Origin of the sequence: Bradyrhizobium sp. 191 (assembly GCF_023100985.1) — a bacterium.
Classification (GTDB): domain Bacteria; phylum Pseudomonadota; class Alphaproteobacteria; order Rhizobiales; family Xanthobacteraceae; genus Bradyrhizobium; species Bradyrhizobium diversitatis.
This window is the reverse complement of record NZ_CP064692.1, coordinates 6,502,259-6,515,085: the sequence shown is the minus strand read 5'-3', so window position 1 is coordinate 6,515,085 and position 12,827 is coordinate 6,502,259. Positions and strand designations below refer to the sequence as shown.

Genomic DNA, 12,827 nt, shown 5'->3' with positions numbered 1-12,827 from the left:
CTTCGTCGCTTCGCTCCTCGCAATGACGGCGGAGAGAGATTTCAAGCCCTCTCCGCCGGCGCCTGCCGGGCCTCGCCGCTCGACACCAGGAGCACCGACACCTTCGACTGCCGGAGCACGGCGTCGGCAACGCCGCCAAAGGAGAGGTGGTCGGCCTGGATGCGGTCGACGCCCATGACGACGAGATCGACGTCGGTGGTGTCGATCTCGCGGAGGATCGCCGCCTCCGGCGCCCGGTTCACCCGCAGCGTGGTGGTGATGTCGACGTCGTAGCGGGCGGCGAGATCGCTGGTGTCCTTGAGGATGCCCGTCTCCTGGCTCAGGCCGCGGGAGGCCCCGCGCTGCGCGCCCTTGTCGCGCGTCGTCGCCACATAGATCACGCGGAGCGAGCCCGATCCGGCCTGCGCCAGCGCCACCGCCACCTCGGCCCCGCGTTTGGAGACGCCACTGCCCGAAACGGGAACGAGGATGTTGAGCGCGTCGGGCATCGGCTGCTTCAGGTGCTTGCCCTTGGCCGCGACGATCGCGAGCGGTCCTTCGAACGCCGCGGCGATGTCGTCGATCCTCCGGTCGAAGCGGTCCTTGGTCGCGGTCACCCTGTCGATGCCGACGACCAGAAGATCGAAGCCCTTGCGCGCTTCGTCGGCGATGGTCGCGCCGAGCTCTGCCTGCCTCGCACGGGTGACGACATCGACGTTGCCGGTGTCTCCATCACCCTTGACGGACACCGTCTCGGCGGCCTTCTTCACCACGGCTTCGTGGCTTTCCTCCTCGCCGCGTCCCTTCCCCTGTTCCTTGGCGCGCTCGCCGATATGCAGCACGGTGATCGGCAGGCCGCGCATGCCGGCGATCAGGCCCGCGATGTAGGCGGCGAAGCCGGCGTTGACGCTTTCGTCCACCGCCAGCAAGGGGCGCTCGAGATTGGCGACGAAGCCGCGCTTCTCGAATTCCTCGCGCTCCAGCCGCTCCCTCTCCTCCTCGTTCATCGGGAGCCTCGCCAGCGCCGCGCGCAGCATCGGCGGCATCGCCATCGTGGTCACGATCGCCATGGTCACGATCATCGTGAACAGGTTCTGGCTGAGCACGCCGATGGAGAGGCCGATGGTGGCGATGATGACCTCGGTCGACCCGCGCGCGTTCATGCCGCTGGCGAGCGCCAGCGACTCCCGATAGCTCAAGCCGCCCGCGGTGCCGCCGACAAAGGCGCCCCCGAACTTGCCGACGCTGGCGATCACCACCAGCAGGCCGGTGAGCATCAGGAGGTTGGGATCGCGCAGCACCGAGAGATCGGCGCTGAGGCCGGCGAGGCCGAAAAACACCGGCATGAAGAAGCTCGAGATCAGTCCGCGCAGGCGCTCGTCGATCTGCCGCGTCAGGATCGGGGACTCGCCGACCAGGATGCCGGCGACGAAGGCGCCTAACACGGTGTGGACGCCGATCAGATGGGTGATCAACGCCATGACGCTCATCAACAGCAGGATCACCGTGATGACGGCCGCCGCGCTGACGAGATTGTCGTTGGCCCAGCGGATCAGCAGGAACACCAGGCGGCGGCCGATGGTGAAGCTTACCGCGAGGAAGGCAAGCGTGCCCAGTACGGCTTTTGCCACCGAGGCGAGATCGAGCGTGCCGTGCGAGGCCAGGCTGAAGATGACCGCGATGATGATCCAGCCGATGGTGTCGTCGATGACGGCGGTCGCGACGATGATCTGCCCGACATTGCGGCGCATGAAGTTCATCTCGCGCACCACCACGGCGACGATCTTCACCGAGGAGATCGACAGTGCGGTGCCCATGAACAGCGAGGCCACGAGGCGCTCCTGCGGATTGGGCAGCAGCGCGTCCGGCAGGAATTCACCCAGCGCAAAGCCACAGGCGAAGGGCACGACGATGCCGGCGATCGAGATCGCGATCGCGGCCCTGCCGACCTTCCGGACCAGCTTGAGGTCGGTTTCCATGCCGGTGAGCAACAGCAGCAGCAGGATGCCGACTTGCGCGATGCCGTCGATCATCGCCTTCTGCTCGGGCGTCTTCGGGAAGATCGCGGTTTGCGCCTCCGGCCAGATCCAGCCGAACAGCGAGGGCCCCAGGATGATGCCGGCGAGCAGTTCGCCGATCACCGAGGGCTGACCGATCCGCTGCATGACCTCGCCGAGCCCGCGGCCGACCGCGATCAGCAGCACGATCTGCACGATCAGGAGGAATTCCGACGGACCGGCCGATTTGCCCGCTTCGGCACTGGCCGCAATGGTGGTGAGGACAAGCGCCGCGGGGACGAGAACAACCGGTCGGAGCAGGCGCCATGGCATGCAGGTGTCTTTCCCCCTTCATCCGCCCCGGTGGGGGCGCCACAGGGACAGAACCCGCGGAAGGCGGCGCGGGTTCCGCCGCGCGCGCGGCGGGGTCAAAAACGAAAAGTGCGAAAACAACCCCATGCACAGTAGGGATGGGGTTGAAATTGCTCGGGAAAATTTCGGCCTTGCCGAAACGCCTTGCTCCGTCGGGCAAAACACTGGCAGAATGGCATGATGAGCCCCGTCATCCCCGCCGTGGGAGCGCATCTCTCTATCGTCATTCCGGGGCGTCGCGCAGCGACGAACCCGGAATCCATTTGTCCACAATCTCTGCCGCCCGATGGATTCCGGGTTCGCGCTTGCGCGCCCCCCGGAATGACGATGTGGAGACAGTTGCCCGCCTTTCAACAATCCTATGCCGGCTGCGGCGTCCGGATCTCGCGCGGCAGGATGATCGCGGCCGCGATCGCGAGCAGGCAGAGGGCGGCGAAGGCGTGCAGCATGGTGACGAAGCCGCCCTGCTCGTAGAGCCAGGCGACCAGGCCGACGGAGGCGCCGGCCGCGGTGAAGCCGACGAAATAGCGCACCGCATAGGCGCGCGAGCGCCACTCCTCGGTGGTGTACTTGCCGACCATGGCGTCGTTCACCGTGACCTGTCCGAACGCGCCCATGACGATGCCGATCGAGACGATGATCAGCGGCAGATTGCTCAGGCTGGCGGCCAGATAGAGGAACGGCGCCAGCATGAAGGACAGCGGCAACGCCACCGTCTTCAGCGAGTAGCGGTCGAGCAGCCGGCCGATCGTGTACTGGGTCATCGCGCCGAACACGTAGACGCAGGCGGCGATGATTCCGAGCAGCGCCGGGCTGCTGGTCAGGTCCGCGAGCCGCTCGGCGAACAGTTTCGGCAGCGCGACGGTGACGGCGTTGAAGGTCGTGGAGATCGCGATCACCACGATCAGCAGCGCCAGGATCACGCGCCACATGTCCTGCCTGGCGACGCGGGCCTGCGCCGCCGCCTGCTTCGAGCCCTTGCGGTCCTCGTGCACGACCGTCATTGCAAACGCAATGCCGATCAGGATCGTGACGACACCGGGAACGATGAACGCAAAACGCCAGCCGAGATACTGGCCGACCACGCCGGTGACCAGCGCCGAGGAGGCAACGCCGAGGTTGCCCCAGACGCCGTTGATACCCATCTCGCGGCCGAGCCGGTCGGCATAGGACACGATCATGGCGGTGCCGACGGGATGATAGATCGAGGCGAAGATGCCGATGGCGAGCAGCGCGGCGCCGAGTTGCACGGGCGTCTGCACGAAGCCGACAGCGATCATGGAGGCGCCGATGCCGACGAAGAAGATCAGCATCATGTGGCGGCGGCTCCAGCGGTCGCCGAGCCAGCCGGTCAGCAGCGAGCCTGCGCCAAAGGCGACGAAGCCCGGCGTCGCGTAAGGCAGCAGTTCCGAATAGGCCATGCCGAGCGCCGGCCCCATGATAATGACGGCGGCGGCGAAGATCAGCATCGAATAATGGTCGATGAAATGGCCTGCGTTGACGAAACCGATCACCCGGCTGGGGCTGTTCATTCCGAATCCTCTCCTGCTCCAAAATCGGTTATATGTCGGAGCCATGATGGGATGCAGCCAATGACTGTCTTGGAAAGGCCAATCTTGGAAACGCCAAGCTTGGAAACGCCAATCCTGCGGGAGGTCCGGGGCAACCACCGCTCGCCCGCGGGCGTGCACCTGGTCGCACGCGACTATCCCAAAGGCCTGCGGCTCGATCCGCACATGCACCGCGAGGCGCAGCTGGTCTATGCCGCGAAGGGCACGATGCAGGTGACCACGCCCGCGGGACGCTGGCTGGTGCCGCCGGACCGCGCGGTCTGGGTTCCGGCCCAGCTCGAGCACGCCATCGACGTCCTCGCCGACATCGAGATGCGCACGCTGTATTTCGACCTGCCCTGGCTGAAGCGCGAGCAGCGCTACGAGGGCCTGACCAGGGAATTCGTGGTGCGGGTGTCGCCACTGCTGCACCAGGCGATCCTGGCGCTGTTCGATGCCCGCAATACGGAGGCGCGGACCGAGCTGCTGGTGCGCCTGGTGATGCTGGAATTGCACCAGGCCGAGGATTCCGCCACCTTCCTGCCACTGCCGCGCGAGCCGCGCTGCCGCCGCGCCGCCATGATCGTGCTCGACGACCCCACCGGCCTGCACGACATCGACACGCTGGCGCGCGAGGTCGGAACCTCCGCCCGCACGCTGTCGCGGTTGTTCTCGAGCGAGACGCAGCTGAGCTTCAAGAGCTGGTGCCAGCGCGCCCGCATCGCCTCCGCGATCCAGCGCCTGTCGACGGATGCGAGCGTCTCGGTGAAGCAGCTCGCCACTCAGCTCGGCTATGCCAGCGTGCCGGCATTCTCGGCCGCGTTCCGTCAGGTGACGGGGCGCACGCCGACGGAATTTGCGGGGAAGGGGTGAGGAACACTCTGGATAGCGCTAGCACAATGAACGCAAGGGCCGTCATGCCCGGGCTCGTCCCGCCTGCGCGGCCGAAGCCGCTTCGGCGAGGCGAAGGCCCGGGCATCCACGTTCTTTGTACTGCGTGGCAAGGCGTGGATGGCCGGGACAAGCCCGGCCTGACGACGTGCAGGCTTGGACGCCCAGCGCGCACCGCCTTCGCGGGACATGTCGGCATTCTCGAAACGCACCGCCCAACTGAAGTTGCCAATTTCCCCCGCTTGATTGTGATCGGCTTCCGCCCAAATCTTGTGTAAACTTCCGCAACGCACAAACCGGAATTGAAACGTCCAGATGGCCAATGCCTTCTTCTCCGACCTGCTCGCCACCATCTCCGAGCGCGGCCGCACGCTGCTTCGCCGCGGGGACTCCGCCGATGCCAAGCGGGATGCCGATGGGCTGATCGAGCTTTGCGATGCGTTGCTGTCGGGCCGGGGCGAAGCCTCCGGCACCGCGATAGCGCGTGAGGTGCTCGACATCTACCGGGAGTTGGATGCGGCAGGACGCCGCGCCTTCTTCGAGGGACTGGTGCGCGATTTCGGCCCCGATCGGGAGCGCCTGTCCAAGGCGATCGAGCAATGGCGCGCGAAGCCGAGCGACGAGGATGCGAGCTCGTTGCACTTCGCCTCGGAGCCGCGGCGGCAGGAGCTGATCCGCCGCCTCAACCGCGCGCCGGGCGGCACCGGCGAGCTCGTCAACATGCGCGCCGATTTGCTCGGCATGATGAACGGGCACACCGATCTCGCCGCGCTCGACCGCGACGTCTCGCACCTTCTCTCTTCGTGGTTCAACAGGGGGTTTCTCGTGCTGCGCAGGATCGACTGGTCGACCCCGGCCAACATCCTCGAAAAGATCATCCGCTACGAAGCCGTGCACGAGATCAGCGACTGGGACGATCTGCGCCGCCGCATCGATCCGGTCGACCGCCGCTGCTACGCCTTCTTCCATCCCGCGATGGTCGACGAGCCCCTGATCTTCGTCGAGGTGGCGCTGACCGAGACGATGCCGGGCGCGATCGCGCCCTTGCTTGCGGTCGACCGCCAGCATCTGCCGATCGAGCGCGCGCGCACCGCCGTGTTCTATTCGATCTCAAATACCCAGCGCGGCCTCGGCGGCATCTCCTTCGGCAGCTTCCTGATCAAGCAGGTGGTGGAAGAGCTGCGCCGCGAACTGCCGAAGCTCGACACCTTCGTGACGCTGTCGCCGGTGCCCGGCTTCATGGCTTGGGTGAAGCAGGACAAGGACCTGCCTCTGTCGGACGAGGACCGCGAGCTGCTGAAGCGTCTCGACGAGCCCAAATGGTTCGAGAGCCCCGAGACGGCGGCGCTGCTGCGCAGCGTGCTGGAGCCGCTCGCGGCGCACTACTTCCTCAAGGCACGCACGCCGAAGGGCCGGCTGATCGATTCCGTCGCGCGCTTCCATCTCGGCAACGGCGCGAGGCTCGAGCGCATCAACTGGCTCGGAGACCTCTCGCCGAAGGGCCTGCGCGAGTCGGCAGGCATCATGGTCAACTACCTCTACCGCCTCGACGACATCGAGAAGAACCACGAGGCCTACGCCAATGACGGCGAGGTGGTCGCGTCGAGCGCCGTGAAGAAGCTGCTGAAGAGCGAGGGACGACGGCTGCTGGATATGCGGTTGTCGTAGGGGACTCGCTCGGTCGTCGTCCCGGACAAGCGTAGCTCTCCGGCAACGCGTAGCGTTGTCGAGAGCGAAGCGCAGATCCGGGACCCATAGCCACAAGAGAACGTGGTTACGAGGACTCGGAGTTGTCAGCTTCGCGAAACGACGTCTGCCTGGGGTTATGGGTCCCGGATCGGCGCGCGCTTGGAGCGCGCTTGTCCGGGACGACAGCGAGTGTATGGCGCGGCCGTAGCTCGACACTCGGTCGTCGTCCCGGACAAGCGTAGCTCTCCGACAACGCGTAGCGTTGTCGAGAGCGAAGCGCAGATCCGGGACCCATAGCCACAAGAGAACGTGGTTACGAGGACCCTGAGTTGTCAGCTTCGCGAAACGACGTCTGCCTGGGGTTATGGGTCCCGGATCGGCGCGCGCTTGGAGCGCGCTTGTCCGGGACGACAGCGAGCGTGCGGCGCGGCCGTCCGCCCCCTACTCCGCCAGCGCCTTCATCTCCTTGTAGAGATCGGACTTGCCTTCGAAGCCGATGCCTGGCAGCTCCGGCATGGTGATGTGGCCGTTCTCGACGCGGACGCCGTCCGGGAAGCCGCCATAGGGCTGGAACAGGTCGGGATAGCTTTCGTTGCCGCCGAGACCGAGGCCGGCTGCGATGTTGAGCGACATCTGGTGGCCGCCATGGGGGATGCAGCGGCTGGGCGACCAGCCGTGGGTCTTCAGCACCTCGAGCGTGCGCTGGTATTCGCACAGGCCATAGGACAGCGCGCAATCGAATTGCAGCCAGTCGCGGTCGGGTCGCATGCCGCCGTAGCGGATGAGATTGCGGGCGTCCTGGTGGCTGAACAGGTTTTCGCCTGTCGCCATCGGGCCTGGATAGAATTCGGCGAGCGCGGCCTGCAGCGCGTAGTCGAGGGGATCGCCGGCCTCCTCGTACCAGAACAGCGGATAGTCCCGCAGCATCTTGGCGTAGGCAATCGCCGTCTCCAGGTCGAAGCGGCCGTTGGCATCGACGGCGAGCTGCGCGTCCTTGCCGATCTCTTCCAGCACGGCCTCGATGCGCTTACGGTCTTCCTCGATCGGAGCGCCACCGATCTTCATCTTCACGACGTTGTAGCCGCGATCTAGATAGCCGCGCATCTCGCCGCGCAGCATCGACAGGCCCTTGCCGGGATAGTAGTAGCCGCCGGCGGCATACACGAAGACGCGCGGATTGGCAGTCAGGCCGTGACGTTCGGCGAGCAGGCGAAACAGCGGCTTGCCGGCGATCTTCGCCACCGCATCCCACACCGCCATGTCGATGGTGCCGACTGCGACGGAGCGCTCGCCATGGCCGCCCGGCTTCTCGTTGGTCATCATCGCGCCCCAGACCTTGTCGGGGTCGAGATTGTCGCCGGCGGCATCCAGCAGCGACTTCGGATCGGCTTCGAGGATGCGCGCGGCGAACCGCTCGCGGATCAGGCCGCCCTGCCCGTAGCGACCGTTCGAGTTGAAGCCGTAGCCGACGACGCGCTTGCCGTCGCGGACCACGTCGGTGACGACGGCGACGAGGCTGGTCGTCATCTTCGTGAAGTCGATATAGGCGTTGCGGATCGGGGACGAGATCGGTTTGGTGATCTCGCGGACGTCGACGATGCGGACGGACATGGGTTCTCTCTTCCTGGCTAGCTCCCTCCACTCGTCATGGCCGGGCTTGACCCGGCCATCCACGTCTTTGCCACGGAGCAAGTTCGAAGACGTGGATGCCCGGGTCAAGCCTAGGCATGACGACGGAGGGTGTGGTGCGCCCGACGCGCGATAGCTACTTCTTATCCCTGAAATACGGCTCCACGGGTCCGTGCACCTTGATGGTCAGCGGGTTGCCGTGGCGATCCTTGGCGTTGCCGGCGGTCACGCGGACCCAGCCTTCGCTGATGCAGTACTCCTCGACATTGGTCTTCTCGATGCCCTTGAAGCGGATGCCGACGTCGCGCGCCAGAATGTCCGCGTTGTAATAGGGGCTGTTCGGGTCGACCGAGAGGCGGTCGGGAAATTCGTCGCTCATGATTGTCTCGCTCACAACAGGGTCTCGATTTGCTGCCGCAATCCTTCGGGCCGTGCGGTCGGCGCGTAGCGCGCGACCACCTTGCCGGCACGGTCCACCAGGAATTTGGTGAAATTCCATTTGATGGAGGCGCCGAGAAGGCCGGATTGCTGACGTTTCAGGTAGTCATAGAGAGGATGCGCCTTCGGCCCGTTGACGTCGATCTTCGCAAACAGCGGGAAGGTGACGTCGTAATTGGTCGAGCAGAACTCCTGGATCTCGCTCGCGCGCCCCGGCTCCTGCGCCCCGAACTGGTTGCAGGGAAAGCCGAGCACGGAGAAGCCGCGCGGCGAGAGATCGCGGTAGAGATCCTCGAGGCCGCGATATTGCGGCGTGAAGCCGCATTTGCTCGCGGTGTTGACGATCAGCAGCACCTGTCCCTCGAAACGCCTCATCGGTACCTCCTCGCCGGCAAGCGAGTTGGCCTTGAAGTCGTAGATGGCGGTCATTGCTAGCCCACGGGATCGATCGGCGACGGCGGCACGCCACCGGCCTCGATCGCTTCGCCCGCGAGCAGGCAGAGGTCTTCGCGGTAGCGGCCGGAGACGATATGCACGCCGACGGGCGCCTTGCCGACGAGCCCGGTGGAAACCACGAGGCCCGGCAGGCCCATGAACGGAATGGCGATCTGCGGCAGCTGCGCCTCCCAGACGCGCTTGAAGGACTCGTCGTCCTTGCGGTCGAGATGATCCGGGAACGGCAGCTCGCCGGAGACCGGCGTCAGCAGCACGGCGTACTTCTCGAAGAACAACATCCATTCGCGGGTCAGCGCGGCTCTTCGGGTCAGCGCCTTGGCGTAGTTCGCCTGATCCATCGGCGTAACCTTGGCGCGGTTGCCGCGCAGGCAGGCCAGCGCACCGGGATCGCCCTCGCGCTCGGCCATATCGAGCTGCGCCTCAAAGCCGTCGCCGAGCCAGAGCTTGATCTGCCACTCCACCGCCTCGCGCATCGGCGGCGTGTCTTCGATGATGTCGACGGTCCAGCCGGCGCGCTCGAGGCGCTTGCCGGCATCGCTCACCGCGGCCTTCACCTCCGGCGTTGTGGCAAGGCCGCCCGGATTGAGGCAGAGCGCGGCGCGCTTGTCCCGCGCGGGGCCTTGCAGCGGCACCGGCACGAACCAGGGATCGCGGATGTCGCGGGCCGACATCGCCTCGAGCGAAATCCTGATGTCGTTGACGGTGCGCGCCAGGGGTCCCGACACCGCCATGATCTGCGGCCCGATCGGGCGCTCCGGCAGCGCCGGGTTGAAGGCAGGGATGCGGCCGAGCGTCGGGCGCAGGCCGTGGACGCCGCAGGCATAGGCGGGATAGCGGATCGAGCCGGCGATGTCGGTGCCATGGGCGATGTGGCCGATGCCGGCCGCGACCGCCGAGCCGGCGCCGCCGGAGGAGCCGCCCGGCGTCAGCGCGGCGTCGCGGGGGTTCTTGGTATCGCCATGAATGAGATTGGTGGTGAACCAGCGGTAGGAGAAGGCCGGGCAATTGGTGCGGCCGAGCAGAATGGCGCCCGATTTCCGGAAATTGGCGACCACCGGATTGTCCTCGCGCGCGATGACATCGCGCTGGAGCTTCAGGCCGTTGGTGGTGGCAAAGCCTTCCTGGTCGACATTGGCCTTGATGGTGACGGGCACGCCGGCGAGCACGCCGGGGTCCTCCCCGCGAGCGATGGCGGCATCGACGGCATCAGCCTGCCTGAGGACGTCGTCCGGCCGGTGGTCGATCACCGCGTTGAGCTGGGGATTGACGGCATCCAGGCGCGCGAGGCCGGCCTTTGCAGCCTCCTTGGCGGAGACCCTCCTGGATTTGACGAGGGTAACGAGGTCGGCAGCCGACAGGCGCCAGAGATCTTGCATGGCTTGCTCCGTGTAATCGGCGTCTTTTAGCGCCGGGAACGCGGCAAAGCCATGCGGTTTTCGCGGAGGTGCCTCCGTCATTGCGAGTTGGGACCGGCATTGAGGAGCCGACGCGCGCTGGATGAAACTGTCGGAGCGTGGGCAAATGCGGTATTTTGAGAGGCCGTCGGCAAAGAGGTCGATTACTCTCTGGTGCGCGAGAGCCCGGTTGCGAGTTGGACCCGGGTTGCCTGGATAACCCACACTGGCGCGGAGGGGCTGCATGGCCCTCGAGCACGCTTCCTAGCATTCTTTTCTGACAGGCGCCTATGCCGCCGGCGCTAACTGTTGAGGAGAGGAGCATGGATATTTTGTATGAGCGGGTGGCGGGGCTGGATGTACACAGGGACACGGTCGTGGCCTGCGTGCGGATCATGGTCGATGGCAAGGCGCAGCGGGAGTGCCGGACTTTTGCGGCCACGACGGACCCGCTCGTGGAGCTGAGAAGGTGGCTGGAAGAAAGCCGGTGCACGCATGTGGCGGTGGAGGCGACGGGCGTCTACTGGATGCCGGTGTTCCGGATCCTGGGCGAAGGCGCCTTTGAATTGATCGTCGCCAATGCGGCGCATATCAAGAATGTGCCGGGACGCAAGACCGACATGAACGATGCGATGTGGATCGCCGATCTGTTGGCCTGCGGGCTGATCAAAGGCAGCTTCATTCCCGAGGAGAAGGTACAGGAGCTGCGCGCGCTGACGCGAACGCGCAAGCAACTGGTGCGCGAGCAGGCGCGGCACGTGCAGCGGATCGACAAGACGCTGGCGGAAGCCAACATCAAGCTCGGCTCGGTGATCTCCGACATCATGGGCGCGAGCGGCCGGCGGATCATCCAGGCGATGATCGACGGCGTCCGGCAGCCGAACAAGCTGGCCGAGCTTGCCGGCAAGCAGCTCAAGGCGTCGCCGAAGGAGCTTTACGATGCGTTGCACGGGCGCCTGACGGATCACCATCGCTTTCTGCTCGCGCTTCACCTGAAGCAACGCGATGGTCTGGATGAGACGATCCGCAAGCTTGATGTCGAAATCGCTCAGCGGATCGAGGGCATGGAAGCGGAGGCAGGCGGTGGCAAGATCCCCTTTCGCCACTTGATCGGATTGTTGACCACGGTCCCCGGGATCAGCGCGGTGGCAGCGCCGGCAATTTTATCCGAGATCGGCGCCGATATGAGCCGCTTCGAGACTGCCGGCCATCTCGTTGCCTGGGCCGGCCTGTGCCCCGGGCAGAACGAGAGCGCCGGCAAGCGCAAGTCCTCGCGCCTGCGCAAGGGGGCGCCGTGGCTCAAGACGATGCTCGTTCAATGTGCTTGGGCCGCCAAGCGCTCAAAGAACAGTTACTACCGAGCGCAGTTCTTCCGCTTGCAGGCCAGACGCGGACCTCAAAAAGCCATCTGCGCTGTCGCCGCCTCGCTCCTCACCGCCATCTACCACATCCTCAAAAACGGCACCGAGCACCACGACCTCGGCGCCGCCTACTTCGACCGTCGGCCCACCGAGGTCAAGGCAAGCCGCTTGGTCGCGCGCCTCAAAAAGCTCGGCTTCACCGTCCAACTCCAGCACATCGCGGAGGCGGCCTGACCCTAAACAACCAGCAGTTTCTTCCTAGCGCAGCGAAGCAATCCAGAGTCCCTCGGCGGAGGCAGTCTGGATTGCCTCGTCGCAAGGGCTCCTCGCAATGACGTGGAGGGAGCGGCGTGCTTCTCTTAGCGCACCGCGGACAGGTCCGGCTAATGCCTCGTCGCGGACTGGTCGGGCAAGTCCAGCAGGGCCTCGGTGAAGGGAAACTCCAGCACGATCTCACCGTCGGCGTCAGTCACCTCGATGACTGCCTCCAGCAGGGCCCGCTGGGTGCCTTCCGACTTCACGACCTCCAGGATCATCTGACGAGCGACCTCCCAGGCACGGTCGGGGTTGCGCAGGTCCTCGCCGTCGGGATCCACGATCAATTCGTTGCCGATACGGGTGTTGAAGAAATATCTGGGCATGCCTGATCCATGGGGTCGCCTGTAGCCGAATAGAAGCCGTTCCGTCCTCACAACTCGTTTATCCCGACAGGGATCGCGACCTATCGGATATTTTGCGCATGGCATTCGCTCAACTTTGCGGCCGCAAGCGCTCTCTTGCAGTGCAGCAATTCTGCCGGCCTACTACCTAGGTCGGGAAAATTTCACTGGCGAAGTTCTCCGTCGGCATTAGTCTAACGGATGGGAGGATACGTCCCGAATTCGCGAATATGGAGAGCCGAAATGGCCTGGAAAGCCCCGAAGATCGTCGAAGTGCCCTGCGGCATGGAAATCAACATGTATGTGAGCGCCACCCGCAAGTAAGCGGTTGGTGAGATTGCGTTCTGCGCAGGTGGATCTTTCGGCCCGACCGCTTTCGGTCACGATACGTTTCCGGAAGTTAGGAATTGTG

Annotated in this window: 11 protein-coding genes; 4 read left to right on the top strand and 7 right to left on the bottom strand. The window is 65.3% G+C overall.

From position 1 onward, the window contains the following. Window positions 1-41: 41 nt before the first annotated feature. Both IVB23_RS30485 and IVB23_RS30480 read right to left on the bottom strand, forming a co-directional pair. The gene (locus IVB23_RS30485) at window positions 42-2,309 is read right to left on the bottom strand and encodes a cation:proton antiporter (protein ID WP_197968812.1); all 2,268 of its coding nucleotides are present in this window, start codon (window positions 2,307-2,309) and stop codon (window positions 42-44) included. A 398-nt stretch (window positions 2,310-2,707) separates the two neighbouring features. Beyond that, the gene (locus tag IVB23_RS30480) at window positions 2,708-3,880 is read right to left on the bottom strand and encodes an MFS transporter (RefSeq protein ID WP_247801058.1); all 1,173 of its coding nucleotides are present in this window, start codon (window positions 3,878-3,880) and stop codon (window positions 2,708-2,710) included. A 51-nt stretch (window positions 3,881-3,931) separates the two neighbouring features. Here IVB23_RS30480 and IVB23_RS30475 point away from each other — a divergent pair, with 51 nt between their 5' ends. Further along, complete coding sequence (locus IVB23_RS30475; protein WP_197968814.1) at window positions 3,932-4,771, top strand: helix-turn-helix transcriptional regulator; 840 nt, start codon at window positions 3,932-3,934, stop codon at window positions 4,769-4,771. Between the two features lie 333 nt (window positions 4,772-5,104). After that, window positions 5,105-6,457 (top strand): malonyl-CoA decarboxylase, encoded by a 1,353-nt coding sequence (locus tag IVB23_RS30470; protein ID WP_247801057.1) that lies wholly within the window; start codon window positions 5,105-5,107, stop codon window positions 6,455-6,457. A gap of 462 nt (window positions 6,458-6,919) precedes the next feature. On the opposite strand, the gene tarD is transcribed toward IVB23_RS30470, so the two are convergent. From tarD to IVB23_RS30450, 4 genes are all read right to left on the bottom strand, one after another. Next, the gene (tarD, locus tag IVB23_RS30465; RefSeq protein WP_247801056.1) at window positions 6,920-8,089 is read right to left on the bottom strand and encodes a D(-)-tartrate dehydratase; all 1,170 of its coding nucleotides are present in this window, start codon (window positions 8,087-8,089) and stop codon (window positions 6,920-6,922) included. Window positions 8,090-8,243: 154 nt separating this feature from the next. Continuing rightward, window positions 8,244-8,486: a DUF3297 family protein gene (locus IVB23_RS30460; protein WP_029674077.1), complete on the bottom strand. Its 243-nt coding sequence runs from the start codon at window positions 8,484-8,486 to the stop codon at window positions 8,244-8,246. A gap of 11 nt (window positions 8,487-8,497) precedes the next feature. Continuing rightward, window positions 8,498-8,974 (bottom strand): glutathione peroxidase, encoded by a 477-nt coding sequence (locus tag IVB23_RS30455; protein ID WP_061879436.1) that lies wholly within the window; start codon window positions 8,972-8,974, stop codon window positions 8,498-8,500. Between the two features lie 2 nt (window positions 8,975-8,976). After that, window positions 8,977-10,377, bottom strand: a complete 1,401-nt coding sequence (locus IVB23_RS30450; RefSeq protein ID WP_247801055.1) for an amidase family protein — start codon at window positions 10,375-10,377, stop codon at window positions 8,977-8,979. Between the two features lie 341 nt (window positions 10,378-10,718). On the opposite strand from IVB23_RS30450, the gene IVB23_RS30445 reads away from it, so the two are divergent. Further along, window positions 10,719-11,990, top strand: coding sequence for an IS110 family transposase (locus tag IVB23_RS30445; RefSeq protein WP_247799878.1), 1,272 nt, complete (start codon window positions 10,719-10,721; stop codon window positions 11,988-11,990). Window positions 11,991-12,139: 149 nt separating this feature from the next. Here the strand turns inward: IVB23_RS30445 and IVB23_RS30440 are convergent, their stop codons facing one another. Next, window positions 12,140-12,397, bottom strand: coding sequence for a hypothetical protein (locus tag IVB23_RS30440; protein WP_061879435.1), 258 nt, complete (start codon window positions 12,395-12,397; stop codon window positions 12,140-12,142). A gap of 261 nt (window positions 12,398-12,658) precedes the next feature. On the opposite strand from IVB23_RS30440, the gene pqqA reads away from it, so the two are divergent. After that, window positions 12,659-12,739, top strand: a complete 81-nt coding sequence (gene pqqA / locus IVB23_RS30435; protein ID WP_007595659.1) for a pyrroloquinoline quinone precursor peptide PqqA — start codon at window positions 12,659-12,661, stop codon at window positions 12,737-12,739. Window positions 12,740-12,827 lie beyond the last annotated feature (88 nt).